The organism is Rhizobium herbae, from assembly GCF_017873135.1.
GTDB lineage: Bacteria > Pseudomonadota > Alphaproteobacteria > Rhizobiales > Rhizobiaceae > Pararhizobium > Pararhizobium herbae.
In genome coordinates this window covers 223,552-249,891 of sequence record NZ_JAGGJV010000004.1, presented here as the reverse complement: position 1 = coordinate 249,891, position 26,340 = coordinate 223,552, and the positions used below count along the sequence as shown (strand labels likewise).

The window sequence follows — 26,340 nt, the reverse complement described above, 5'->3', positions numbered from 1 at the left end:
TCGGTAAAATCTCTCTGAATATTTTGCGTCAGTGGTCTTGCAGTCGCGGGTGGTTTCTGGCATAGAGCCTATGAAATAGGACAGTCTTGCTGTCCTATTTCGGTCTCAAGGCCGGAAAGATGCTGGAATGGCCGTTTTGGTGCGGCCGCCGGCTGACGATTGCAAGCCGCGCCGGACGCAAAAATGTCCGTGCTGACGCAGCAATCGCGATGGTCGCGAGCATTCTTGCCTGATGCAGTAAATGCTTCATTTGCGACCGGATCAGGATCATGCAACGATAATGCCGGTGTCGGCCTCAAACGGGTAGCTTGCCCGCGAAAGCCTGCCCGGACTGCGGAAATACCCGGCCCTTGCCGGGTTAACAGGAGGGACGACGATGACGGAATTTACGCCATCCACCGAAACCGGACTCAACATTGCGCGCCAGACGGCGACGGTTGAGAAAGCCGCCGTGTTCCCGGGCCTGCCGAAGAAACAGGGTCTTTATGATCCGCGCAACGAGCATGACGCCTGCGGCGTCGGTTTCGTCGCGCATATGAAGGGGGTGAAGTCCCACCAGATCGTCAAGGACGGCCTGTTCATCCTGGAAAACCTGACGCATCGCGGTGCCGTCGGCGCCGATCCGCTGATGGGCGATGGCGCGGGCATCCTCGTGCAGATTCCCGACCGCTTCTTCCGCGAGGAAATGGCGCTTCAGGGCGTTACTTTGCCAAAGGCCGGCGACTACGCCGTCGGCTATCTCTTCATGCCGCAGGACGAGGCGCAGATCGCCCATTTCAAGCAGGTGATCACCGATGTCATCGGCGAAGAGGGGCAGACCCTACTGGGTTTCCGCGAGGTGCCGGTCGACAATTCCTCGCTGTCGAAGGCGCCGCATATTGCCGCGACCGAACCATACCACCTGCAGGTTTTCATCGGCGCCGGCCGCGATGCCGCGACCAATGCCGAATTCGAACGCCGGCTGTTCACCCTGCGCAAGGTGATCTCCAACCGTATCTATGATGCCTTCCAGGGTGCCGATACCGGTTTCTATCCGGTGTCGCTGTCGACGAAGACAATCGTCTACAAGGGCATGTTCCTCGCCTATCAGGTGGCGGCCTATTTCAAGGACCTGTCCGATCCGCGCTTCGAAAGCGCGGTGGCGCTGGTGCATCAGCGCTTCTCGACCAACACCTTCCCGTCGTGGAAGCTGGCGCATCCCTACCGCATGGTCGCCCATAACGGCGAAATCAACACGCTGCGCTCCAACGTCAACTGGATGGCCGCCCGCCAGGCGTCGGTGTCTTCGCCGCTGTTCGGCGCCGACATTTCCAAGCTCTGGCCGATCTCCTACGAGGGCCAGTCGGATACCGCCTGTTTCGACAATGCGCTCGAATTCCTCGTTCAGGGCGGCTATTCGCTCGCCCATGCGGTGATGATGCTGATCCCGGAAGCCTGGGCCGGCAACCAGCTGATGGCGCCGGAGCGCAAGGCATTCTACGAGTATCACGCCGCGCTGATGGAGCCGTGGGATGGTCCGGCCGCCGTCGCGTTCACCGATGGCCGCCAGATCGGCGCGACGCTCGACCGCAACGGCCTGCGTCCGGCCCGCTATCTCGTTACCGACGACGACCGCATCATCCTTGCTTCCGAAGCCGGCACGCTGCCGGTCAAGGAAGAAAGCATCGTCAAGAAGTGGCGTTTGCAGCCGGGCAAGATGCTGCTGATCGACATGGAGGAAGGCCGCATCATCTCCGACGAGGACGTGAAGTCTTCGCTGGCGAACCAGCATCCCTATGCCAAGTGGCTCGACAACACGCAGCTGATCCTCGAAGAGCTGAAGCCGGTAGAGCCGCGCGCGCTGCGCCGCGACGTGTCGCTGCTCGATCGCCAGCAGGCATTCGGCTATACCCAGGAAGACACCAAGATCCTGATGTCGCCGATGGCAACGACCGGCCAGGAAGCGATCGGCTCGATGGGCACCGATACGCCGATCTCGGCGATGTCGGACAAGACCAAGCTGCTCTACACCTATTTCAAGCAGAACTTCGCGCAGGTCACCAACCCACCGATCGACCCGATCCGCGAAGAGCTGGTGATGAGCCTGGTCTCCTTCATCGGTCCACGCCCGAACATTCTCGACCATGTTGGCGCGTCGCATGCCAAGCGGCTCGAAGTGCGCCAGCCGATCCTGACCAATGGCGATCTCGAAAAGATCCGTTCCATCGGCCATACCGAAGATCGCTTCGATACCAAGACGCTCGACTTCACCTATGACGTGACGCGGGGCGCCGAAGGCATGCCGGATATTCTCGACCGGCTCTGCGAGCGGGCCGAAGCGGCCGTCAAGGGCGGCTACAACATCATCGTGCTGTCCGATCGCCAGATCGGTCCGGACCGCGTGGCGATCCCGGCGCTGCTGGCAACCGCAGCCGTGCACCATCATCTGATCCGCAAGGGGTTGCGCACTTCCGTCGGTCTCGTGGTCGAATCCGGCGAGCCGCGCGAAGTGCACCATTTCTGCCTTCTCGCCGGCTATGGCGCCGAGGCGATCAACCCCTATCTCGCCTTCGACACGCTCACCGACATGCACAAGCGCGGCGAGTTCCCGAAGGAAGTCGATGGCAGCGAAGTCGTCTATCGCTACATCAAGGCGGTCGGCAAGGGCATCCTCAAGGTCATGTCCAAAATGGGCATCTCGACCTACCAGTCCTATTGCGGCGGCCAGATTTTCGACGCTGTCGGCCTGAACTCGGAGCTGATCGAACGGTATTTCTTCGGTACCGCGACGCAGATCGAAGGCATCGGGCTTGAGGAGATCGCCAAAGAAACCTTCAACCGCCATCAGGCAGCCTTCGGCTCCGACCCGATTCTCAGCAACACGCTGGATATCGGCGGCGAATACGCCTACCGCATGCGCGGCGAAGGCCATGCCTGGTCGCCGGATGCCGTTGCCTCATTGCAGCATGCCGTGCGCGGCAATGCCGAGGATCGCTACCGTGAATTCGCCGAGATGGTGAATGGCGCTGCGCTGCGGATGAACACCATTCGCGGGCTGTTCTCGATCAAGGGCGCCGATGCGATCGGCCGCAAGCCGATTTCGATCGACGAGGTCGAACCCGCCGCCGACATCGTCAAGCGGTTTTCGACCGGCGCCATGTCGTTCGGCTCGATTTCGCGCGAGGCGCATACGACGCTGGCGATCGCCATGAACAGCATCGGCGGCAAGTCGAACACGGGTGAGGGCGGCGAGGAAGCCGACCGTTACCTGCCGCTCTATGACGGGTCGCGCAATCCGGAACGCTCGGCGATCAAGCAGGTTGCCTCCGGCCGTTTCGGCGTCACGGCCGAATATCTGGTCAATGCCGACATGCTGCAGATCAAGGTGGCGCAGGGTGCCAAGCCCGGCGAGGGCGGCCAGCTGCCCGGCCACAAGGTCGATGCGACGGTTGCCAAAACCCGGCATTCAACGCCCGGTGTCGGCCTGATCTCACCGCCGCCGCACCATGACATCTATTCGATCGAGGATCTGGCGCAGCTGATCTACGACCTGAAGAACGTCAATCCGGAAGCGGACGTATCGGTCAAGCTCGTCTCCGAAGTCGGCGTTGGTACGGTCGCGGCCGGCGTTGCCAAGGCGCGTGCTGATCATATCACCATCTCGGGCTATGACGGCGGGACCGGCGCATCGCCGCTGACCTCGCTGAAGCATGCCGGCTCACCCTGGGAGATCGGCCTTGCCGAAACCCATCAGACGCTGGTGCTGAACGGTCTGCGGTCGCGCATCGCGCTGCAGGTCGATGGCGGCCTGAAGACCGGCCGCGACGTTATCATCGGTGCGCTGCTGGGCGCCGACGAGTTCGGCTTCTCGACGGCACCGCTGATTGCCGCCGGCTGCATCATGATGCGCAAGTGCCACCTCAACACCTGTCCGGTGGGCGTGGCGACGCAGGACCCTGTCCTGCGCAAGCGTTTCAAGGGTGCGCCGGAGCATGTGGTCAACTACTTCTTCTTCGTGGCCGAAGAAGTGCGGGAAATCCTGGCGTCGCTGGGCTTTGCCAAGTTCGACGACGTCATCGGCCTGTCCGAACTGCTCGAAAAGGACAGCATGATCTCGCACTGGAAGGCTAATGGCCTCGACTTCTCCCGCATCTTCCACAAGGTCGATGCGCCGAAGGAAAAGACCTACTGGACCGAGAAGCAGAACCACCCGATCCACGACATCCTCGACCGCAAGCTGATTGCCGCCGCGATGCCGGCGCTGGAATCGAAGACGCCCGTTACGATCGAAGTCGACATCAAGAACGTCGACCGGTCCGCCGGCGCGATGCTGTCGGGCGAAGTCGCCAAGCGCTATCGCCACAAGGGCCTGAAGGACGACACGATCACGGTGAAGCTGCGCGGCACGGCCGGCCAATCTTTTGGCGCGTTCCTTGCTCGCGGCATCACCTTCGAGCTGATCGGCGACGGCAACGACTATGTCGGCAAGGGGCTTTCGGGCGGCCGCATCGTCGTGCGCCCGCCGGAAAACTCGAAGATCGTCGCTGCCAAGTCGATCATCGTCGGCAACACCGTGCTTTACGGGGCGATCTCGGGCGAATGCTACTTCAACGGCGTTGCCGGTGAACGGTTTGCCGTGCGCAACTCAGGCGCCATCGCGGTGGTCGAGGGCGTGGGCGACCATGGCTGCGAATACATGACCGGCGGTGTTGTCGTGGTTCTCGGCGAGACGGGCCGCAACTTCGCGGCAGGCATGTCGGGTGGCGTTGCCTATGTGCTCGATGAAAGCGACGATTTCCCCAAGCGCTGCAACATGGCGATGGTCGAACTCGAGCCGGTTCCGGAAGAGGACGACATGCTGGAGAAGCTGCATCATCACGGCGGCGACCTCATGCACAAGGGCATGGTCGATGTTGCCGGCGACATGACGCGCCATGACGACGAGCGGCTCTACCAGCTGATCTCGAACCATCTGCACTACACGGGTTCGCCGCGCGCCAAGGAAATCCTCGACCATTGGGTCGAGTTCCGGCCGAAATTCCGCAAGGTCATGCCGGTCGAGTACCGGCGTGCGCTGGAGGAAATGGAGCGCATGCGGATGGGCATCGCGGCGGAGTAACCGCCGATCTGTGACAACGCACCCCTGTAGCCAAGGCCTGGGGGTGCATCTGGCGCGCTCAGAGCGGGCGTCTACTCGGATTAGAGATATCAGGAATTTACGATGGGTAAGGTCACAGGCTTCATGGAAATCGACCGGCAGCTGGCAAAGTATCAGCCGGCGTCGGACCGTATCCGGCATTTCCGCGAATTCACAATCCCGATGTCGGACCCGGAAGTGCAGAAACAGGCCGCCCGCTGCATGGACTGTGGCATCCCTTATTGCCACGGCCCGACCGGCTGCCCGGTACACAACCAGATCCCCGACTGGAACGACCTTGTCTATAACGGCAACTGGGACGAGGCGATCCGCAACCTGCATTCGACCAACAATTTTCCGGAGTTCACCGGCCGCATCTGCCCGGCGCCGTGCGAGGAAGCCTGCACGCTGAACCTCGAAGACGCGCCGGTCACCATCAAGACGGTCGAGCAGGCAATCGCCGACAAGGCCTATGAGATGGGCTATATCGTGCCGCAGCCCGCCGTCACCAAGACCGGCAAGAAGGTTGCGATCATTGGTTCCGGTCCTGCCGGAATGGCCGCGGCCCAGCAGCTTGCCCGCGCCGGCCATGAAGTCCATGTTTTCGAGCGCGAATCCAAGCCCGGCGGTTTGTTGCGCTACGGTATCCCCGATTTCAAGATGGAGAAGAACTTCATCGATCGTCGCGTCGACCAGATGCGCGGCGAGGGTGTCACCTTCCATTGCGGCGTCAATGTCGGCGTCGACAAGAGCGTCGACAGCCTGATCGAAGATCATGATGCCGTTCTCTACTGCGGCGGTTCTGAGACGCCGCGCGATGCCGGTATTCCGGGCGTCGCGTTTCACGGCGTTCACGATGCGATGCCCTATCTCGTCCAGCAGAACCGCCGTGTCGGCCGCGAAAATATCGACAGCGTCGGCTGGCCGTCGGATCCGATCCTGGCCGGCGGCAAGCATATCGTTGTCGTCGGGGGGGGCGATACGGCGTCCGACTGCGTCGGCACGGCCTTCCGCCAGGGCGCCGTCAAGGTCACCCAGCTCGACATCCGCCCGCAGCCGCCGGAAAAAGAGGACAAGCTTTCTGTATGGCCGTTCTGGGCCACCAAGATGCGCACCTCTTCCAGTCAGGCCGAAGGCGCCGTGCGCGAATTCCAGGTGGCGACACTCGAATTCGTCGGTGAGGACGGCATACTGACAGGCGTCAAATGCTGTCAGGTCGACGAGCGGCGCAAGCCGATCGCGGGGACCGAGTTCGTCATCAAGGCCGATCTCGCCTTCATCGCCATTGGCTTCAGCGGTCCGGGTACCGACAGCGTGCTGAAGGACATGGGCGACAAGCTCACCATCGGCAAGGACAAGCGTGGCGGTTCGTTTGTCACCGCCAACGACAAGGATTATCGCACCTCGGTCGACAAGGTCTGGGCGGCCGGCGACGTGCGCCGCGGCCAGTCTCTGGTGGTCTGGGCCATCCGCGAAGGCCGCCAGGCAGCCCGTTCGATCGATGAAGCGCTGATGGGCTCGACAGTTCTGCCGCGCTAGTCAAATCCGCCTCTTTCGCGAGGCAAACCCCATTGAAAACGCCGCGTGCCGGGCTGGTGCGCGGCGTTTGCCGTTCTGTTGCGACCGTGCCGCCGTCTGCACCTGGGTTGAAGTATGGCGGCGAGATTTGATGCAACATTAACTTGCTGCAATGAAATGGTAATAAACCTTTAATTTGTAAATATTCGCGGCAGTTATAATATCCGTCTCAAGCGTATTTCATGATCTATCAGTATTGATCGCCTGGTTGGGCGCAATTCTGAAAAACAGGTCTTGGAAAGAACGCTGCCAATCACCCGACGCCGCGTTCCTGTGACAGGGAACCATGACGCCGCACCCCAACGCGTTCGTAAGGGACCCTTTGTCATGTCCAACATTCTCCTGACTCACCGTGCCGCAGCGCTGGTCGGAGCCGCCATCCTGGTCGGCGCGGCGGCGTTCCCCTTCACCATTCATTCAACGACCGCAATGGCGGCGTCCGTGCCAGCCATCGCGCCACAGGTTTCCAACGGATCCTTCGCGGATGTCGTCGCTGTCGACAAGCCGGCGGTCGTGACCATCACCACGACGATGAAGGCAACTGACGTCAGCGACAGCAGCGACAATTCGCCGATGGACGAGCAGTTCCGCCGGTTCTTCGAGCAACAGGGCATTCCGATGCCCAAGCAGGCCCCACGGCAAGGTGGCGGCGAACGCGGAATGGCGCTCGGATCCGGTTTCATTGTCGGTAGCGACGGCATCATCGTCACCAACAACCATGTGATCGACAACGCGATCGACATCAAGGTGACGCTTGACGACGGCACGGAACTGCCGGCCAAGCTTTTGGGCGCCGATCCGAAATCCGACCTGGCGGTGCTGAAGATCAAGTCCGACAAGCCGCTTGCCACTCTCTCCTGGGGTGATTCCGACGCGCTGAAGCTGGGCGACCAGATTCTGGCGATCGGCAATCCCTTCGGCATCGGCACGACGGTCACGGCCGGTATCGTTTCGGCCCGCGGCCGCGATCTGCACAGCGGACCCTATGACGATTTCATCCAGATCGACGCGCCGATCAACCATGGCAATTCCGGTGGACCGCTTGTCGATCATGCCGGCAATGTCGTCGGGATCAATACCGCGATCTACTCGCCGAACGGCGGTAGCGTCGGTGTCGGTTTCGCAATCCCCTCCGATCAGGCGCAGAAAATCGTCGCCAAACTGGAAAAGAGCGGATCGATCGATCACGGTTATCTCGGCGTGCAGATCCAGCCGGTGACGGCCGATGTCGCCGAAGCCGTCGGTCTTGCCAAGCCGCAGGGCGCTTTGGTCGCAGCCGTGAACAAGGGCACGCCTGCTTCGCATGCCGGGCTGAAGACCGGCGATATCGTGATGACTGTCGGCAGCGAGACGGTCAAGTCGCCCCGCGACCTGTCGCGGCTGGTCGCCGACCTGTCGCCTGGCGCCAGGGAGGCCATGACGGTCTGGCGCGATGGCAAGTCCGTCAATCTCAGCGTCACAGTCGGTGGCAATGATGGCGGTCAGAAGCAGGCTTCTCTGGGCAAGGACGACGGAAAGACCCAGAGCGGGCCGAGCATCGGCATCGCCCTTGCCGATCTGACGCCGGATGTCCGTCAGGAGCTGAACCTGCCCGACAACGTGACGGGTGCGGTTGTCGCCAACGTCAACCCCGACAAGCCGGCGGCAGCCGCTGGCATCCAGGCGGGGGACGTCATCGTCTCGGTGAATGACAAGGCGGTACTCGGCGCCGGCGACGTCAAAACGGCCATTGCAAATGCCGCGAGGTCGGGGCGCAAGTCGGTACTGCTGCTGGTCGAGCGCGGCACTGAAAAGACCTTCGTTGCGGTGCCCTTTTCAGCAGCCTGACCCGCAAGGGTGAAGCTGTCGAAGTCCCCGCCCCTTTTGCGGAAAAGGGGCGGGGATATCCTTGTTCAATTGCAGGATCAGTTGCGAATGACCGGATTGCTGATCACGGTCTCGGGCTTTGCCAGCCGGAAATCATCTACCCGCCCCGCCGGTGCCTCGGCGACGTCGCCCTTTTCGACAAGACGGTCACGGGGGCTTTTGCCGTTGCCGGTCAACGCCGTCGTTCCGCCGAGAAGAACGGCGGCACCATCGAGTTCCGGATCATCCAGGCTGATCGGCTGGGTCTGGATGATGTCTTCATTGGCGGTCGGGGCCGCAACGACCAGATCTTTCAAGCCGTCAGCGCCGGGAACGTCCTGGGTGGATACGGCCGCGTCGCCCAGTAGCTTGCGAATGTCCTTCTCGACATAGAAGGCAAGCTTGCGTTTGCCCGCCTTGGTCAAATTGATGCCGTCCGACCCGCGCAGGCGGACCTGCTGACCGTTGATGTCCGATCCTGTCATGACGAATTTTCCGCCCTCGTCGACGAAACCGTCCCAGATATCGATAAAGGTGCCGCCGACCTTTTCGGTTTCCGTTCGGAAGATGCCGTTGAGGGTCACCATGTCGGCGGTCATCGCTGTGGACTGGAAGGGCGGCATGCCGACCCAGAGAAAGGGTATGTTCTGGCTATGGGCGAGAGTTGCGAAGGCCCCGGTGCGCCGCGTATATTCGGCAAGCCAGCGGTCTGTCCTGAATTTTTCTTTTTCCCCGCCGATCGACATCTGCTGGCGTTCATTGGCGCCGAGGCTGATGATGACGAGGGACGGTTTCACCTCGGCGATATAGCCAGACAGGTTTTCCGGCCAGTTGAAATAGTCGTCACGCACGAGACCGGATGAGCCGTTTGCGCGTGTCTCGATGATGATGCCGGGCGTCGTCTCGAACGCGGTCTTGAGGCCGTCCCCCAGGCTGCCGGCAACGAAGTCGCCGACGACGAGAACCTTCTTGGCAGTCTCCAGCTTTTCGACGACCACGGGAGCGGGCTCGACTGGCTCGGGTTTGGCCTTCTGCCGCGTCTTTTTTGCCTTCGGTCGCTGCTGCGGTTCTCTCAGCCTGGGCTCGTAAATGGGAACGTCGTTATAGACGGGCGGCGGTTGCCGCCGGCCGAACCCGAACAGCATGTCGAGGATGGTCCTGCGCTCCTGCGCTTCCGCCTGGCGCGGCGGCTGCATCACGAAGGCGCCGATGCCGATCGCGATGACGATCAGGCCATTGAGCAGCCGGTGGAGGCCGATCCTGTCGCTGTATCTGCCGCTCATGCCACTGTTCCGCACTGTTCTGGCCTGAAGTCTATTGCGTTTGTCCGCAGCCGCACAACGCCTCCCTTTCGAAAGGCGTTGCGGTCAAGCATGCGTCCGGATTGTGCCGCAATTGAGAGCGCCCGGCGCTCTCCATCATCAGTTCTGCAGGGCCTTCAGCAGATGTTGCGTCGGTTCACCGTCCGGCGCGAGACCGTTGCGGTTCTGGAAGGCCTGTATGGCCGCCTTGGAGCCGGAGCCGAAATTGCCGTCGACTTCGCCGTCGTAGTAGCCGAGCTCCTTCAGTCGGGATTGCAGCTCGAACTTCTGCTTGATGTCGAGCGAACCATCCGGGCGGCTCCATGCCTGCTGCATGCCGCCGTAGCCGGCAATTTCGTCGGCCAGCAGGCCGACGCCCAGCGCATAGGAATCGGACGCATTATAGCGCTTGAGAACGAAGAAGTTCTTGGTCATCAGGAAGCCGGGGCTGCCGGCACCGCCGGGCATTTTCAGTTCTGCACGCTGATCGGTATTGCGGAATGCCTTGCCGTTCGGGCGGGTAAAGCCGAGGGCTGCCCATTGCGCCAGCGTTTTCGTCTGGCCGGCATACTGGCTGCCGCTCTGGGGGGGCGACACTTCGTAGCCCCATGTCTGCCCGGATTGCCATCCGTTCTTCTTCAACAGGTTGGCCGCGGTCGCCAATGCATCGGGCACCGAGTTCCAGATGTCCTTATGCCCATTGCCGTCGGCATCGACGGCATAGAGCAGGTAGCTGGTCGGAATGAACTGCGTGTGGCCCATGGCGCCAGCCCAGGAACCGTTCAGTTCACGCGGGCTGATATCGCCGTTCTGCAAAATCTTCAGGGCCGCGATCAGCTGGGTCTTGGCATATTTGGCGCGTTTCGGATCGGCATAGGCAAGAGTTGCCAACGCGCGCGGAACGTAGTGAAGACGCTCGTCCTTTTCCAGCACGGCACCATAGTTGGATTCCATCGACCAGATCGCCAGGAGGATGGTCTTGTCGATGCCGAAATGGCGCTCCAGGGCCGCGAGCGTCCGGCCGTGCTTGACCGCCATCTCCTGTCCGATCTTGCGCGTATAGGGGTTCACGCGGCTATCGATGTATTCCCAGATCTTGTGCTTGAATTCGGGCTGATAGCGTGCTTTCTCAAGGACGTCCGGATCGGGCGTCTTGACGCCGGAAAAGGCCTGGCGATAGGTGGCCTTGGTGATTCCGCTCTTTGCTGCCGTGGCATAGAAGCTGTTGATCCAGGTCTCGAAACCGGCGTCAGCCGATGCGGGCGACGAGGCAAACAGGGCTGCGGCCGCCATGAACGCGGCGGCGGCACGGCAAAGGAGGGCTTTTCGAATCTTTGTCATCAGCTGTCGTTTCCGTTGGTCGGCGCTCCCCCAAAAGCCATACCCTCAGGTTGGATTGGAGATGCACAAATTTACAGTCTAAGAGCCAGCTTCATGCATGGGTTGCATGCATGTGGTTCCATTTTCGGGCCGTTCCGCCAAGGAGGCGATCGCCAGAATCGGAATCTTACAAAAATGAAGTCAACAAATTCTTTACCATGAATGGGTGGTGTCGTCTTCCTTTGCAAAAAAATAGCAATTTGCCGCTTAATCCCTATTGATAGCAATCTGTTCTGTTTAAAATCACAGTGCCGTGATCCTGGAGATGTCAATGACTGACAAGCGTAAAGTTCGTAAGGCCGTATTCCCCGTTGCCGGTCTAGGAACCCGATTCCTGCCCGCGACGAAGGCCGTTCCCAAGGAAATGCTGACGGTCGTCGACAGACCGGTCATCCAGTATGTCGTTGATGAGGCACTGGATGCGGGGATCGAACACCTGATCTTCGTAACCGGCCGCAGCAAGGCAGTGATCGAGGATTATTTCGATATCCAGGTCGAACTGGAGCAGACGCTACGCGAACGCAACAAAAAGGCGGAGCTGACGCTCCTTGAAGGCATTCTTCCCGTTGCCGGCAGCACCAGCTTTACCCGCCAGCAATCGCCGCTCGGCCTCGGCCACGCCGTCTGGTGCGCGCGCGAGCTTGTCGGCGACGAGCCCTTCGCGGTCCTGTTGCCCGACATGATCATGTCCTCGGAAAAGGGCTGCCTCAGGGGCATGGTCGAGCTCTACGAGCAGACCGGCGGAAACGTATTGGCCGTGGAAGAATGCGCCCCGGACCAGACGCACAAATACGGCATCGTCGGTGCGGGCGACAAGGTGGGAGACGGGTTCAAGATCACCAAGATGGTCGAAAAACCGCCGCAGGGCACCGCACCATCGAACTTCTTCATCAATGGCCGTTACATCCTCCAGCCGGAAATCTTCTCTATTCTCGCCACCCAGGAGCGCGGCGCGGGCAACGAGATCCAGCTGACGGACGGCATGCTGAAGCTTGCTCAGACGCAGGATTTTGCCGGCTATCACTTCCGTGGCAATACCTATGACTGCGGCATGAAGGAGGGGTTTATTCTGGCGAACGTCGCTTTCGCGCTGGCGCGCGCCGACATCCGGCCGGGCGTCGAGGCTCCCTTGAAGGCTTTGCTGGAAGGCCTGAAATAAGGTTGCGGTCAACGTAAAAGTCCGCTCGCGTTTTTTTCGCGAGCGGACTTTGTTATTTTACAAAATCAGCGCCGCAGCGTCAGCCCGACGCCGACGCGCGCGATGTTGGTCGCGGGGCCGCTGTCGCGTGTCGTACGCTCGTAGCTGACATCGCCGGTGAGAGCGAGATAGCGGTTCAAGTCCCAGGTCAGGCCGGCACCGGTCAGCCAGACCTTCTCGTCATCCGTGCCGCCGCTGGGGAAGTTTCGGAAGGTCAGGCTGTTCGACAGGCGGGCCACGAGGGCCGTCCGCAGTTCGTGGGTCGCCCTGCTGCTCAGCGTATAGACCATGGCGCCGCTTTCGCCGGCTGTGGTCGAGGGTTCGAGCCCGGTCGAGATGCCGTAGGTCACGTCGGTGCCGCGCTGCGGCGACCAGTTGACCAGTCCGTCGATGGTGAACCCCTTGAGGTCGTCGAGACGGTTGTCCTCGAACCGATAGGTCTGATAGCCAAGCGCGATTTCGCCGTTTAGCTTCTCGCCGAGATCGGCCTCGATGCCGGCCCGGGCGCCGTAGCTATCATAGGACCTTTCGAAGCCGAGCGTGTCCTTCCGCAGATCGTAGATCGATTTTCCGGCGGAAGCCTCGATGAAAGGAATGAGCGCGGGGGAAAGCTCGTAGCCGACACGCACCGTGACCGCGCCGGCATTGCGGTTTCTGTCTTTCAGGGACAGCGTGCCGCCGTTTTCGAGTTCGGCGCTGCCATAGACATAACGGTCGAAATCGACCTTGGCCGAGCCGCGCAGGATGCCGAAATCGCGCTCGATCCCGGCGCCGAGCGTATACTGGTCGATGCCGGACTGGACGCTTGCATTGCTGATCGCGTTCGGATCGGTCGAATCCTCGCGTTCAAAGTGATAACCGGCCTTCAGTGTCGCGGTCGTCTGGTCGGCGAGGTCGAGCCGGAGCGCTGCGTCGAGGTTGGCGGTCGGTTCCGTCTCGCCGGAGCCGGACACGTTGCGCTGCCAGGTGCCTTCTCCGGTCACCGTCAGCTGGTGGCGGGACCAGTCGGAGGTCAGCGTGCCTTTCAGGCCAGTCTCGAGGTAGCTGCGGCTTTGCTTCGAGCTGCCGGTCTTGTTGCTTTCGAAATTGTAGGTCTGGCCGAGCGTCGGCTTGAGGACGAAGCTGCCAAGACGAATGCCCTGTGCATCGTTGCGATCGATATCGAGCTGTGACCTCAGACCATCGACCGTGTTTTCACGCAGGTTCGTGCGGGCCATATCCTCGTCGACGGTGGGATCATTGAGCAAAGGCTCGCCGCTGTCGGTGCTGATCGAACCGGTGGTGATCGCCGCCGTGTCCTGGCTGGGCGCCGTACCGGTCAGTGCTGTGGCGTTGGTGTTCGCTGTATCGGCCGCCGTCGTTGTGGTGTCGGCGGATGTCGTGGCGTCGTCCGATCCGGGAAGAAGCGCCTGTGCGGAGACGCCATGGGACGAAAGCAACGCGCAGCCGACCACGAGCCAAGCCGCAGCGGCCGCCGGGCGCGGAAGGCTGGTCCTCTTCGTGCGTGGAAAAAATGGCGTCATCTGCCGAATGCCCGGAAATCCGTTTACCAGTGTTGAGCAACCGTAAACGGATGTGGTTAACCATTCCTTTCCGAAACGGCTTCCGGCTTGAATTTCAGGCGCTTTCGACGATCAGGTGGCTGCCACTGCTGCCAATGACCTTGACGCGCGCACCAGCGGGCAGGTCCGGCCCGCTGACGGGCCAGGTCGTTGCGTCGAGCCGGATCCGGCCGCGCCCTTCGGCAATCGGCTGTTCCAGCACAACCGTCCGGCCGATGAGGCGGGCGCCGCGCTGGTTGAGAAGCGGCTCGTCCGACGTGTCCCCAGAGCGGGCAAGCAGCCTGCGGCCGATGAAAACCGCTGCGACGGAGAGGACGGCAAAGAATACCAGCTGCGCCTGCCAGACCCAGAAACCGGCCTCCCAGAGCAGAAGCGAGACGGCGCCGGTCAGAATGGCGGCGATGCCGATCCAGACGAGGAAGACGCCGGGTGCGACGACTTCCGCTGCCAGCAGCACGAGGCCCAGCACCCACCAGCTCCAGGGGCCAAGTTCGAGGACGATGCGCTCGATCATCGATCAGCCTTCCTGCTTGGTCGTGTCGAACGGATTGCGGACAGGGGGCGTGCGTGGTGTCACCTGGCGCACCGGCGCGGGCGAATTGCCGCCATCGCCGAAGACTTCCCGGGCAATGGCGCCGATGCCGCCGAGCGAGCCGATCAGCGACGAGGCTTCCATCGGCATCAGCACGATCTTCGAATTCGGCGCAGTGCCGATCGCCGCCATGGCCTCGGTGTATTTCTGCGCGACGAAGTAGTTGATCGCCTGCACGTCGCCGGCAGCAATCGCCTCGGAGACCATTTTGGTCGCCTTGGCCTCGGCTTCGGCAAGACGTTCGCGGGCCTCGGCGTCACGGAAAGCGGCTTCGCGCTGGCCCTCGGCCTGCAGGATCGCCGATTGCTTGGCACCCTCGGCGCGGAGAATCTGCGCGTTGCGCGACCCTTCGGCTTCCAGCACCTGCGCGCGCTTCTCGCGCTCGGCCTTCATCTGGCGGGCCATCGCATCGACCAGATCCTTCGGCGGCTGGATATCCTTGATCTCGACGCGGGTGACCTTGATGCCCCAGGGACCGACGGCTTCGTCGACGACATGCAACAGCTTGTCGTTGATGATCTCGCGGTTCGACAAAAGCTCGTCGAGGTCCATCGAGCCCATGACGGAGCGGATGTTGGTCATCGTGAGGTTGAGGATGGCGCTTTGCAGATCGGAGACCTGATAGGCAGCTTCCGCGGCATTCAGCACCTGATAGAAGGCGACGGCATCGGCGGCGCAGCTTGCATTGTCGCGGGTAATGACTTCCTGCGTCGGCACGTCGAGTACCTGTTCCATCACGTTCATCTTGGCGCCGACTTTATCGATGAACGGGATGATGATGTTGAGGCCGGGCTCCAGCGTGCGGGTGTAGCGCCCGAAGCGCTCGACGGTGTAGCGATACCCTTGCGGCACGGTCTTGATACCGGCGAACAGCACAAGGATGACGAGCACCACGAAAGCAATGACGACGATGTCCAGTCCGGCCAAGGGCATAGAGGTTCCTCCCGTTCGGCGCGTTGCGTTGCGCGCTACTCTAGGACAAGACGTGGCAGTTGCTCACGTTATTTGCAAGGACTGGTGGAAAATCCTTGGGCTTTCTTTACCGCCCCTTTGACGGCAGGATTATCGCTTATGGAAAAGTTCCCTCCCCACAAGGCTGCGATTGTGCGATCGATCGATATTTGATATTCAGGCGGCGGCGGTAAATGAGGCTTCCTGGCTTCATTAGGGTACCAGGTAACCTAGGGCTGACGGTTCCAACGGAACTGCTTTTGCAGCTTGACACCTTCTGCCACAGATCGCGTCGCCGCCATCACCCCCGCATCATTGGCGGTAGCTACAAATGTAACCTCGGCTCATTGGGGGAGGTCAGTCTCTCCTGCGACTGGTATTATGGGGTGGGGAGGTAACCTCGCTCCCCAGGATCTCTTAGGGCTTCTTTTCGATAACCGAAAGCGCTTCCGCCGCTGCTCGAAGAACCAACGGCCACTCTTTCGTTGAAAGATACTCGTGATCGTCCAATTCCAACCCGTTTACTTCGAAGACAATATCGAGCGCGGTGGCTAATTTTCGGACGCATTCAGCCTCTTCTTGCGAATATAAAGTGCATCCAATGTACGAATCAGGATCGTAAGCCAAGTCAGTATCATCGTATAGAAAGTGGACGCTATAATCGAATTCGTCATAGTTTCCAGTCTCTTCATCAATTACCTTCCAATATCGTTTCTGATATTCAAGATCCGATAGCTCTCTCAAATGAGCAATCAATCTTTCTCTAAGATTTGGTGAGTGAAGATAAATCATTTGTTAAACAAATCTCTCCATCCGAGCCAGTCCGACTTAGGTACGTGAGCGTTAATCGCATCTTGCTTGATATAACCATTTATTGGTTGACCATTTCGCCCAATTACAACGCCACCGCGGTTAATAATAACATGATCCACTCGCTGGGAAATATTACCTGAATTTGGGTCTCCTTTGTCAATCCGTATAGAGTTGTTGCCGTTTTTTGGATCGATCCAACGAACCCCTTCTTTCTTTTTATTTGTAAATGCGTTACCCCATTCTTTAGGAATTTTGCTCTGAGCCTCTGCGACAGTTTTCTGCCCCCCAGCCCGAAGTAACGGCCTTCCTTCCGGCAGCGGCACCAAATAATCCCATTGCGGCTTTGCCCGATGCGCCAAGAACAGTCTTATAGGATTCGATCGCTTCAGCAGCCGGAAGCCCGTTTAGGTCGCCTTTCGCAAATTTCTCTTCGACCGAGGCGCGAACTTTTCGGTTGCCGCCATGTCGCGAATAGCGTCATACTCTTGTTGCGTTAGATCGCCTTCGTCAAAACTCCGCCCTGCGTCACTGAGAGTCGCTTGGCCCCAAGCATCGACGTTTCGGGGGTCGTCTGCGCCTTAAATGAGATGTCCGTTGGGGTCGCTGTTATTTACAGGGTCATTCCCTGCATAAGCATACCGATTAGTCCCAACACCTTCGACTGTCGGATCCCACGTATCCGGCTGGATAAATCGCGCGCTGGCAGCCGAGCCAATCGATACAGACATCATGCTGCAGATCAGCAACATGCTCAGGACGCGGGTCAAAACCCTGTCGCAAAACCACTTCATCGACAAGCCCTCACTTGATTCCATATCGTTATTTTGGCTGATTATCCTGCGGCTGCCAGCAAAATTTGGCTCGCTTTTGACCCATCAATTTTAACCCGCTGAATTTCAACCATGGGTGAAGTTTGCGTGTGATTCGGTCAAGGGGTTACCAATGTTGTGAAGCTTACCCCGCGCCCCACCTTCGGGGGAGGGGGCGATGCCTATGCTGGGGATGATGGCAGAGGCGCGGATAATAAATTTCCCACTGGTCTTGCCTCGGCGTATCCGGAATCCTAGGCAAGCAAGGCCACTGACCAAAAGGAGGAAACGTTGTGGTGGAAAATAGTGTTAATTTTGACCTGATTCAACTAAAACTATATGATTGCCGGTCAATGGAAAAAGGGCAAGGATTTTTTGGCGTCAAAGAATCTTATGCTGATCTGATAGCCATTTCAGGGGCGCTTGATCCACTGCGGGTTGCTGTGATTGAATTTTGGAACAGCCATAAGAAAAATGATACATGCACCGGCGATGCTAATCTTATGAAGAAGTTATGGGAAAGAATTGATAGATATCAGTTAACTAGAAATATGGACAATGAATTGGACAGGGCTTGCGTATCTATTGTTAGTTCGAGCACCGTTTTAGACCATGATGAGATAGAAGGTCTGGTTGAAACTGCTGAAATTTTAGGTGTTAGTTGTGATGTTCTTGAAAACATATTGGCTAAAAATATAATTGGCTACAAATCTACTCTAAAATAGTTGAATTAATCAATTTGGTGGCGTCTAGAAAATTTTATCGTGATCTTTTTGTCGTTCTGCATTGAAGTGGGAGCCACTGAACTTTGATCCAACGGGGCTAGAGCCGCGGCGGTTTTGAATACGCAAATTGGCGCGGTGATAGCAGTCGGCGAAAACGTGTAGCTTTCATCTTGCGCAGCGTTGGAGCCGGCAACATCCCCACCACATCGATCAGCTACCGGGGGAGGACATCAGACCCAGCCCATCAGCTCCCGCCGCACCACGTGCTCCAGCACGCGCATTCCATCCGGGCTGTCGTTGAGGCAGGGGATATGAGCAAATTTCTCGCCGCCGGCGTGGTGGAAGGTTTCGGCGGCTTCGACGGCGATTTCCTCCAGTGTTTCCAGACAATCGGAGACGAAGCCGGGGTTGATGACGGCGATGCGTTTGATACCTTCCTGGCCGAGCTTTTCCACCGTCTTGTCGGTATAGGGCTGAAGCCATTCCTCCGGTCCGAAGCGGGACTGGAAGGTGACCCGCAGCTTTTCCTTCGGCCAGCCGAGTTTTTCGCGCAGCAGGCGTGCGGTCTTCTGACACTGGCAGTAATAGGGATCGCCCTTGTCGAAATAGGATTGCGGGATGCCGTGGAACGAGGTCAGCACCACCTCCGGTTCCCAGTCGAGCGTGGCAAGGTGGCTGGTGATCGAATTGGCCAGCGCCTCGATATAGACCGGATCGTCATGATAGGGCGCGACCGTTCGCAAGGCCGGCTGCCAGCGCATTTTCAGCAGCGCCTTGAAAGCCTCGTCGTTGACGGTCGCCGTGGTCGCTGCCGCATATTGGGGATAGAGCGGGAAGACGAGGATCTTCTCGCAGCCGTCCTTCTGCAGTTCATCCATTTTCGACTTTATCGACGGCTGGCCGTAGCGCATTGCCCAGTCGACCCGGACATTCGGGAGGTCCGCGAAGGACTTCGCCATCGTCTCTGCCTGGTTGCGGGTATAGGTGCGCAGGTAGCTTTCGTTCAGGTCCTTGTTCCAGATCGTCTCATAGGCCTTGCCGACCTTGGCGGGCCTCGTATTGAGCACGATGCCGAACAGGATCGGATACCAGAAGAACGGCGACCACTCGATGACGCGCCGGTCCATCAGGAATTCCTTCAGATAGCGCCGCATCGACACCTTGTCGGTTCCGTCGGGCGTGCCGAGATTGACCAGCAGCACCCCGACCTTTCCGAATTTGACGGGGGGATGGTTCGGGGCGGTCGTCTCGGTGGCGGCGGTCATGGGCATATCCTGCAGGTAATGGGGCGTGCCTCTTATACGGCGAGGCGACCTCATGGTTCATGCCGTTCTTAAAAAGAAAAGCCGGCCCGGGAAAGCCCGGACCGGCTGTTCGACAAGAGACATATTGTCTTACTTGGCCGGAATCTGAAGCGCCGTGCCGATTTCCAGCTTTTCGGGAACCGGATTGCCGTTGGCCTCGGCGATCTTCTTCCAGAGTTCGCCATTGCCGTAGACGGCCTTGGCCAGATCCCAGAGCGTGTCGCCGCGCACGATGACATGTTTGGTCTCGGCCGCTGTCGCGGTTTGCGCAGCGGGCTTGACTTCCGGAGTGGCGGTTTCGGTCTTGGTCGCCGACTGATCAGCCGGCTTTGCATCCGGAGTCACGGTTTTGGCGGCCGTGTCGGTGCTTTCCTGAGTGGAAGGCTGGGTGCCGGTCGCCGCGGCGATTTCCGTGATGCGGCCATCGGTCATCGGCTTGTAGGGATTGTTGGCCGTCAGGTAGTCGGCGAGAACCGTTTCGAGCCCCGGACCGTAGTCATAGGCATTCTCAGCCTTGGTCTTGAAGACGCTGTAGCCGTCGCCGCCATTGCGCATGTAATTGTTGGAGACGACATTGTAGGTCTTGGCCGGATCGAGCGGTACATAAGCCTCGCCTTCCTTGACCTCGACGACCGAAACGCGACTGCCAACGGGCTTGGACTTGTCGAAGGAGAACTTCATCCCGGCCACCTGCGGGAAGCGGCCGCCTTTTTCCTCAATCTGGCTCAGGCCGTTTTCCAGCGCCGCCGTGATATCGGCGCCTTTGATCTGGAAGGTTGCGATCGTGTTCTGGAACGGCAGCACGGTGATCGCCTCGCCCATGGAAACATCGCCAGCGTCGATCGAGGCGCGCAAGCCGCCGCCATTGGTGATGGCGATGGTGACGCCCTGGCCCTTGACGCGGTCGAGCATGGCGTCGGTCACGAGATCGCCCATTTCGCATTCTTTGGCGCGGCAGGAATCACGGGTTCCGTCGATGGGTGCATCGGTCTTGCCGATGATCTTCGTCTTCAGTTCTTCGATCGGTTTACCGAGCTCCTTGATGCGGGCAAGCACGGCTTCGTCCGGCTTGACCTTGGAATCGATCAGGATCGGATCGCCCTTGGCGGACTTGACGACGCCGCTGTCGTCGAAATTTACGACGAGATCGCCGAGATACTTGCTATAGGAACCGGCCTGGACGACCGGCACCTTGTAGCCGCCTGGATTGTCGACCATCGTCGGATATGGGCCTTCGGCTTTCTCGTCCGTATTGGACAGGAGGCTGTGCGAATGGCCGCCGACGACGATATCGACATCCGGGATCTTGGCAATGACGGCGAGGTCGCGCGGATAACCGACATGGGTCAATGCGATGATCTTGTTGACGCCTTGCGCCTTGAGTTCCTGGACGGCCGTGGTGATCGTGTCGACGTCCAGTCCGATCAGAACATCGTCGCCCGGCGACGAGATTTCCGGCGTGTCATTGGTAACGGCGCCGACGATCCCGACTTTCTGGCCGCCGACATCGAGAACGAGAGACGGCTTGATGCGATCGATGAGCTTGGACTTGAAGCCGGGGAGTACGTTCGAGCTCAGGACAGGGAAGGTGACCTTGTCGAGGAAGGTGACGAGACCGTCCTCGCCCTCGTCGAACTCATGGTTGCCGACGGTCATGGCATCGAACTTCATCAGGTTGAGGAATTCGGCTTCGGCGGCACCCTTATAGGTGGTGAAGAACAGCGAGCCTTGAAAATTGTCGCCGGCATTCAGCAACAGCACGTTCTTGCCGGTCAATTCCTGGCGCTTCTGGTCGATTTCCGTCTTCAGGCGCGCGGCGCCCCCGAAGCATTCGCCCTTGCCTTCTTCCTCGGCCGAGCAGGTGGAATCGAACTTGTTGATGGATTCGATGCGCGAGTGGAAATCGTTGATGTGCAGGATGTTCAGTTCATAATCGGCGAAGGCGGCGCCCGAGGAAAGCGCAAGGATCGAGGCTGTCATCAGTCCTGTTCGCAAATGTCTGATCATGGATGTCTCCTGTTTCGGCGTTTATTGTCGGCGTAGTAGAGCGCTGCTTTGACACTTGGGTCAAACCAGATGGTTTCATTTGGTTGCACCGACATCAAGTCCTAAATCGATCTATCCCTGCGGGGCCTCCCGGCAAGGTTAAAATCGAAGACGTCAAACAAAAAGCCGCCGGGGTTTCCGGCGGCGGTGGAGGGTGATGTGCATCTGAGATCGTGGCCGTTTTGCCCTTATGCCCGCGATAGTGACAATGCGTTGCGCGACGCATCCAGCTCCAGTTTTGCCAATACGGCGACGATAAAGGCCTGACCGAGCAGGAAACTCCAGCCGAGAACATTCGGGGCGATGAAGCCGCTGAGCGGCAAAAGAATGCTGACGGCGACCCAGAGCAAATTGCCAAGGATTACAAGGCCGACAGCCCATCGCGATGCCAAGGCAAACATGGCGGTTACAGCCATGAATGCGGCAATCGGCAGAAGGCTGAGGCCTGCGCCCTGCAGGAGGCCCTGCGGAATCTGCGTGATGGCGCTTGCCGGAACGGCGGCGGCCAGCAGCGCGGCGCCCATTGCTGCGCAGGTCACTGCATCGACCGTCAGGAGCGTTTTCAAAGAGAGTGCGTTGAGTTTGGGCATGATCAATCCTCGTTTCTCACCAACAGGCCCGCATCCATTGCAGCGCCTTGACCATAGTGTTGGCGCAGTCTGGTAATTCAGTCGATTACGTCTGAGGTAATTGCCGATTTTACCAGGTGCGGTCATATTCGCGGCATGAACGAGAAATCTTCCTCCGCAGGAGACCTGCTGCGCGACTGGCGCCAAAGACGGCGGTTGAGCCAGCTTGCGCTCGCCATCGACGCCGATATTTCGCAACGCCACTTGAGTTTCCTGGAATCCGGGCGTGCGCTGCCAAGCCGAGACATGGTGCTGCGGCTAACCGAAACACTGGCAGTCCCCTTGCGGGAGCAGAACGCCATTCTGATGGCGGCGGGGTTTGCGCCGCTTTACCGTGACCGGCCGCTGGATGCGCCGGAGCTTGCCGTTGCCCGAGGAGTGATCACGCGTATTCTGGACGGCCATGATCCGCATCCGGCGCTGGCTGTCGACCGGCACTGGACGCTTCTGGCGTCAAACAGGGCTGTTGGTGTGCTGCTTGCCGGTGTTGCCGAACATTTGGTATCGGGGCCGGTCAACGTACTGCGCGTCAGTATGCATCCGGACGGGATTGCCGGACGGATTTTGAATTTCAGTGAGTGGCGTAGTCACATTCTCAAACGGCTGATGCATGACATCGACATTTCGGCCGATGCGCAGCTTGCGGCGCTTCTCGAGGAACTGAAGTCCTACCCGGTGCCACGGGACGGTGCTGTACGAAGGCCAGACCGATCCGGTCATGCCGGGATCGCGGTGCCACTGGTTCTGGCGAGCGAAGCGGGACCGCTCTCATTCCTGAGTACCACGACGGTGTTCGGTACCGCCGTCGACATTACGCTGTCCGAAGTCACGATCGAAGCGTTCTTCCCGGCCGACGCGGCAACGGCCAAGTCTATGGCTGCGCTGGTTGGTCAGGAAGGCCGAGAACCATCCGGCTAAAGGCTGACGCTGCGTCAGCCCTTGCGCGACAGCGAGAACTGTGCGCCGGAATCCGTGGTGCAGTTGAGCTGCGACATTGTCACCATGGCGCAATTGACCTTGGACTGGGTGTTGCGGACCATCGACGTCATGTTGATCTCGACCAGCTTGGGCGACAGGTTGATGTAGTTTCCGGATGCGAGGATCTGGTTGGTGTCCGTCGTGCGGGTCGTGAAGGTACCGCCCGAGAACGTCGAGACGATGCCGTTCGGATCGACCCAGGAGCCTTCGACGCCGGCCGGTGCCATCTGTGTGGGCAGCTGGCGCACTTCGCGCGGCGACGATTGGCAGGACGCCAAGGCCACAGCGGCGGACAGGACGGTCAGGATGGCGATAGGCTTCATAGGTGTCTCCCGGATGATGCGCGGAAAGCTGACTTTTGGTTGAAAAAACCATGCCGTGATCAGGAGTTGAATGCAAGAGTGGGGCCTAAGCACGGCGGCTATTATTCGATCATCAACGAAAACGCCCGGGGATCGTTCCCCGGGCGTCAAAAATTGAAGTTTAATCAGTCGGTTCAGCGAACGAGGATGTTCTTGAACTGCCACGGATCCTTGGTGTCGAGCTCTTCCGGAAACAGGCCCGGGCGGCCGTCGAGCGGAGTCCAGTCGGTGTAGTGGCCTTCGACCGGGCCGAGATAGGGCGACTGCACTTCGAGGCAGCGCTTGTAGTCGATCTCGTCGGCTTCGACGATGCCGGCGGTCGGGTTTTCCAGCGCCCAGACCATGCCGGCGAGAACGGCCGACGTCACCTGCAGGCCGGTGGCGTTCTGGTAGGGTGCGATGCGGCGGGTTTCTTCCAGCGACAGGCGCGAACCGTACCAGTAGGCGTTCTTGTCGTGGCCGTAGAGCAGCACGCCGAGTTCGTCGATGCCCTCGACCAGTTCGTGTTCGTCGAGTACGTGATGGACCGGCTGCGCGTTGCCGCCATTGCCGAACATTTCGTGCAGCGACAGCACGGCGTCATTGGCCGGGTGGTAGGCGTAATGGCAGGTCGGGCGATAGACGACTTCGCCATCCTTCTCGACGGTGAAGTAGTCGGCGATCGAGATGGATTCATTGTGCGTGACGAGGAAGCCGTATTGCGGGCCGGGCGTCGGGCACCAGGTGCGAACGCGCGTGTTGGCGCCGGGCTGCTCCAGATAGATCGCTGCCTTGCAGCCCTTCTTGTGCTTCTTGGCGTTCTTCGGCATCCAGTTTTCGTGGGTGCCCCAGCCGAGTTCGGCCGGCTGCAGGCCTTCGGAAATGAAGCCTTCGACCGACCAGGTGTTCCAGAAGACGTTGAGCGGCTTCGGTGTCTTGGTCAGCTGCGTGTCGCGCTCGGCGATATGGACGCCCTTGACGCCGACCTTCTTCATCAGCTTGGCCCAGCCTTCGCGGTCATGCTGGTCGGGTTCGTCGAACTTCACGTCGAGATCATTGGCAAGATTGAGCAGCGCCTGCTTGACGAACCAGGAGACCATGCCCGGGTTTGCGCCGCAGGTGGAAACGGCCGTCGCGCCGCCCGGATTCTTCGCCTTTTCCTTGCGCACGGTCTCGCGCAACGCATAGTTGGTGCGCTCGGAATTCTTCATGCTCTTGTCGAAGTAGAAGCCGAGCCAAGGCTCGACAACGGTGTCGATATAGAGAACGTCGAGCTTGCGGCAAAGCTTCATCAGATCGAGCGAGCCGGTATCGACCGACAGGTTGACGCAGAAGCCCTGGCCTTCGCCTTCAGTCAGAAGCGGCTTCAGCAGATCCTTGTAATTGTCCTTGGTGACATATTCCTTGATGTGGCGGACGCCGTGCTTCGCCAGGATTTCCATGTCGCCCGCGTCTTCGCGCGGGTCAATGACAACCATCCGGCTCTTGTCGAATTTGAAGTGGCGCTCGATCAGGGGCAGGGTGCCGCGGCCGATGGAGCCAAAGCCGATCATGACGATCGGGCCGGTAATTTCGCCGTGAATCGGGTAGGTTGTTTCTGCCATTTCGCTTGTCTCCTGCGGACGGGTTCGTCTGGATAGGGAGGGCATATCGTGCCTGCCCTCTGGTTGGAAGGCCCTAGAGCATAGATTTCTGTCACAATAAAGGGCGGCGCGGTAACTCGGCCGGTTTGTAGCATGCGGCCGGTGACAGGTTTGTGGATGGCGGGGAGAGGCCGTTCTCAGGCTGTCCCCGTGATTTCGGCGGACCATGCCTTCACTGTTTCGGCCATAGCCTTCAGGTGGTCGGCGGTCGAGAAACCGGAAAGCATCTTGCGCGGCTTCAGGTCGTGATCACCGTCTTCCAGCCAGAGAATGCGGATGTTGGCAGACAGCGCGTAACCTGCAACCTCCTCGCGCGTGCCGAATTCGTCGCGGGTTCCCTGGCAGATGAGCGCGGGCGTTTTCAGCTGCGCCAGATGTTGCGTGCGCAGGTTATCAAGCTTGCCGGGCGGATGGAACGGATATCCGAGGCACAAAAGGCCGGCGATCGCTCCTGCAGACAGAAGTTCGTCGGCGACCATGCTGGCGACGCGGCCGCCCATCGATTTGCCGCCGATGATCAGCGGTCCGCTCACGCCGAGCCGGGCAACGGCTTCCCTGTATTCCGGTATCAGCGTGTCTGCTCGCGGCGGTGGCTTGCGCGTGCCGGTGCTGCGCCGGGCGGCCATGTAGCCGAACTCGAAGCGGGCGATGCGAAATCCTGCAGCGACAAGTGCTGCCGTGGCTGAATTCATCGATGCGGAATCCATCGGCGCACCGGCGCCGTGGGCAAGCAGAATGGTGACGGTCGCATCGTCCGGGCCGTCGATGAGAAAGTCCTGATGCATGATGAATCCCGCGTTTGGTTGCCGAGATGACCGTCACCGGCCAAGGCGTCCCTTATGACAAAAACGGCTTCCGGCGAAAAGCAGCCCGATAGGCATTGGGGCTATTTGGGTGCGGCCTGATCCGGATGGGCTGCCACAAAGGCGGGGAGCGCGGCACATCTGTCGGCAATTGCGACCGTGCGGGGACAGGCGGAGAGATCGACGGCCCAGCGCCGGGCATTGTAGATCTGCGGCACGAGGCAGAGGTCGGCCATGCTTGGTTTATCACCGTGAGAGAAATCGCCGGTTGCCGGATGGTCGAGCAGGCGCTCGAAGGCTTGAAGTCCTTCGCCAATGAACTTGCGCATCCAGGCCGAGCGTGCCGCCTCCGGATCGCTCGCCTGCTGCATGACGTGAAAGACGACGCCCAGATTGCAGGTCGGATGGATATCCATGGCAATCGCATAGGACAGTGCTCTGACGCGCTGGCGTTCCAGAGGGGCGGATGGCAGCAGGCCGTAGCCGGGCCGCGTCTCTGACAGGTATTCGATGATGGCGAGAGACTGCGTTAGCATCTGGCCGTCGATCTGCAGGGCCGGGACCAGACCCTGCGGATTTCGGGCGAGGTGATCCGCTTGCTTATGCTCTCCGCGCAAAAGATCGACAGGCACCGAACCATAGGGGATCGCCAGCATGTTCAGCGCGATCCGCACCCGGTAGCTGGCCGACGAGCGCCAGTAATCGAACAGAACCGTATCGCTCATG

Annotated in this window: 21 protein-coding genes; 6 read left to right on the top strand and 15 right to left on the bottom strand. The window is 59.9% G+C overall.

Annotated features, from left to right (window positions below; all coding sequences use genetic code 11):
• The first annotated feature begins 376 nt into the window (after nucleotides 1–376).
• The 3 genes from gltB (at nucleotide 377) to J2Z75_RS12830 (ending at nucleotide 8,521) form a co-directional block, all read left to right on the top strand.
• On the top strand, nucleotides 377–5,098 hold the full coding sequence (gltB, locus tag J2Z75_RS12840) for a glutamate synthase large subunit (RefSeq protein ID WP_209852873.1): 4,722 nt from the start codon (nucleotides 377–379) through the stop codon (nucleotides 5,096–5,098).
• Nucleotides 5,099–5,200: 102 nt separating this feature from the next.
• The gene (locus J2Z75_RS12835) at nucleotides 5,201–6,655 is read left to right on the top strand and encodes a glutamate synthase subunit beta (protein ID WP_209852872.1); all 1,455 of its coding nucleotides are present in this window, start codon (nucleotides 5,201–5,203) and stop codon (nucleotides 6,653–6,655) included.
• Between the two features lie 366 nt (nucleotides 6,656–7,021).
• A complete protein-coding gene (locus J2Z75_RS12830; protein WP_209852871.1) occupies nucleotides 7,022–8,521 on the top strand; it encodes a DegQ family serine endoprotease in 1,500 nt (499 codons plus the stop codon).
• A gap of 77 nt (nucleotides 8,522–8,598) precedes the next feature.
• On the opposite strand, the gene J2Z75_RS12825 is transcribed toward J2Z75_RS12830, so the two are convergent.
• Nucleotides 8,599–9,822 carry an SGNH/GDSL hydrolase family protein gene (locus J2Z75_RS12825; protein ID WP_209852870.1) on the bottom strand — a complete coding sequence of 408 codons (1,224 nt, stop codon included), beginning with the start codon at nucleotides 9,820–9,822 and terminating at the stop codon, nucleotides 8,599–8,601.
• 138 nt (nucleotides 9,823–9,960) lie between these two features.
• The gene (locus J2Z75_RS12820; RefSeq protein WP_234937338.1) at nucleotides 9,961–11,133 is read right to left on the bottom strand and encodes a lytic murein transglycosylase; all 1,173 of its coding nucleotides are present in this window, start codon (nucleotides 11,131–11,133) and stop codon (nucleotides 9,961–9,963) included.
• 358 nt (nucleotides 11,134–11,491) lie between these two features.
• Here J2Z75_RS12820 and galU point away from each other — a divergent pair, with 358 nt between their 5' ends.
• Nucleotides 11,492–12,379: a UTP--glucose-1-phosphate uridylyltransferase GalU gene (galU, locus tag J2Z75_RS12815; RefSeq protein WP_209852868.1), complete on the top strand. Its 888-nt coding sequence runs from the start codon at nucleotides 11,492–11,494 to the stop codon at nucleotides 12,377–12,379.
• Nucleotides 12,380–12,444: 65 nt separating this feature from the next.
• Here the strand turns inward: galU and J2Z75_RS12810 are convergent, their stop codons facing one another.
• The 6 genes from J2Z75_RS12810 to J2Z75_RS29685 all read right to left on the bottom strand — a co-directional run bounded on the left by J2Z75_RS12810 (nucleotide 12,445) and on the right by J2Z75_RS29685 (nucleotide 17,064).
• Nucleotides 12,445–13,941: an outer membrane beta-barrel protein gene (locus J2Z75_RS12810; protein WP_209852867.1), complete on the bottom strand. Its 1,497-nt coding sequence runs from the start codon at nucleotides 13,939–13,941 to the stop codon at nucleotides 12,445–12,447.
• Nucleotides 13,942–14,035: 94 nt separating this feature from the next.
• Entirely contained in the window at nucleotides 14,036–14,494 is a 459-nt protein-coding gene (locus tag J2Z75_RS12805) for an NfeD family protein (RefSeq protein ID WP_209852865.1), read from the bottom strand.
• A gap of 3 nt (nucleotides 14,495–14,497) precedes the next feature.
• Nucleotides 14,498–15,499: an SPFH domain-containing protein gene (locus J2Z75_RS12800; protein WP_234937337.1), complete on the bottom strand. Its 1,002-nt coding sequence runs from the start codon at nucleotides 15,497–15,499 to the stop codon at nucleotides 14,498–14,500.
• A gap of 441 nt (nucleotides 15,500–15,940) precedes the next feature.
• Nucleotides 15,941–16,315 (bottom strand): SCO4402 family protein, encoded by a 375-nt coding sequence (locus J2Z75_RS12795; RefSeq protein WP_209852863.1) that lies wholly within the window; start codon nucleotides 16,313–16,315, stop codon nucleotides 15,941–15,943.
• Nucleotides 16,312–16,695, bottom strand: coding sequence for a hypothetical protein (locus J2Z75_RS12790; RefSeq protein WP_209852862.1), 384 nt, complete (start codon nucleotides 16,693–16,695; stop codon nucleotides 16,312–16,314). Before J2Z75_RS12790 ends, J2Z75_RS12795 begins: the two co-directional genes overlap by 4 nt.
• 219 nt (nucleotides 16,696–16,914) lie before the next feature.
• A complete protein-coding gene (locus J2Z75_RS29685) occupies nucleotides 16,915–17,064 on the bottom strand; it encodes an RHS repeat-associated core domain-containing protein (RefSeq protein ID WP_407692764.1) in 150 nt (49 codons plus the stop codon).
• Between the two features lie 377 nt (nucleotides 17,065–17,441).
• On the opposite strand from J2Z75_RS29685, the gene J2Z75_RS12780 reads away from it, so the two are divergent.
• Nucleotides 17,442–17,870: a hypothetical protein gene (locus tag J2Z75_RS12780; protein WP_209852860.1), complete on the top strand. Its 429-nt coding sequence runs from the start codon at nucleotides 17,442–17,444 to the stop codon at nucleotides 17,868–17,870.
• Between the two features lie 230 nt (nucleotides 17,871–18,100).
• Here J2Z75_RS12780 and hemH read toward each other — a convergent pair whose 3' ends face one another.
• The 3 genes from hemH to J2Z75_RS12765 form a co-directional block, all read right to left on the bottom strand.
• Nucleotides 18,101–19,135, bottom strand: a complete 1,035-nt coding sequence (hemH, locus tag J2Z75_RS12775; protein WP_209852859.1) for a ferrochelatase — start codon at nucleotides 19,133–19,135, stop codon at nucleotides 18,101–18,103.
• Nucleotides 19,136–19,264: 129 nt separating this feature from the next.
• Nucleotides 19,265–21,181 carry a 5'-nucleotidase C-terminal domain-containing protein gene (locus J2Z75_RS12770; protein WP_209852858.1) on the bottom strand — a complete coding sequence of 639 codons (1,917 nt, stop codon included), beginning with the start codon at nucleotides 21,179–21,181 and terminating at the stop codon, nucleotides 19,265–19,267.
• Between the two features lie 227 nt (nucleotides 21,182–21,408).
• Nucleotides 21,409–21,810: a hypothetical protein gene (locus J2Z75_RS12765; RefSeq protein WP_209852856.1), complete on the bottom strand. Its 402-nt coding sequence runs from the start codon at nucleotides 21,808–21,810 to the stop codon at nucleotides 21,409–21,411.
• A gap of 135 nt (nucleotides 21,811–21,945) precedes the next feature.
• Here J2Z75_RS12765 and J2Z75_RS12760 point away from each other — a divergent pair, with 135 nt between their 5' ends.
• On the top strand, nucleotides 21,946–22,767 hold the full coding sequence (locus J2Z75_RS12760) for a helix-turn-helix domain-containing protein (RefSeq protein ID WP_209852854.1): 822 nt from the start codon (nucleotides 21,946–21,948) through the stop codon (nucleotides 22,765–22,767).
• A 14-nt stretch (nucleotides 22,768–22,781) separates the two neighbouring features.
• On the opposite strand, the gene omp10 is transcribed toward J2Z75_RS12760, so the two are convergent.
• From omp10 to maiA, 4 genes are all read right to left on the bottom strand, one after another.
• Nucleotides 22,782–23,150 (bottom strand): outer membrane lipoprotein Omp10, encoded by a 369-nt coding sequence (omp10, locus tag J2Z75_RS12755; protein WP_209852852.1) that lies wholly within the window; start codon nucleotides 23,148–23,150, stop codon nucleotides 22,782–22,784.
• A gap of 173 nt (nucleotides 23,151–23,323) precedes the next feature.
• Nucleotides 23,324–24,772, bottom strand: a complete 1,449-nt coding sequence (locus tag J2Z75_RS12750; protein WP_209852850.1) for a homospermidine synthase — start codon at nucleotides 24,770–24,772, stop codon at nucleotides 23,324–23,326.
• A 176-nt stretch (nucleotides 24,773–24,948) separates the two neighbouring features.
• The gene (locus J2Z75_RS12745; RefSeq protein ID WP_209852848.1) at nucleotides 24,949–25,596 is read right to left on the bottom strand and encodes an alpha/beta hydrolase family protein; all 648 of its coding nucleotides are present in this window, start codon (nucleotides 25,594–25,596) and stop codon (nucleotides 24,949–24,951) included.
• Nucleotides 25,597–25,697: 101 nt separating this feature from the next.
• The gene (gene maiA, locus J2Z75_RS12740; protein ID WP_209852846.1) at nucleotides 25,698–26,339 is read right to left on the bottom strand and encodes a maleylacetoacetate isomerase; all 642 of its coding nucleotides are present in this window, start codon (nucleotides 26,337–26,339) and stop codon (nucleotides 25,698–25,700) included.
• Between the last annotated feature and the right edge of the window lies 1 nt (nucleotide 26,340).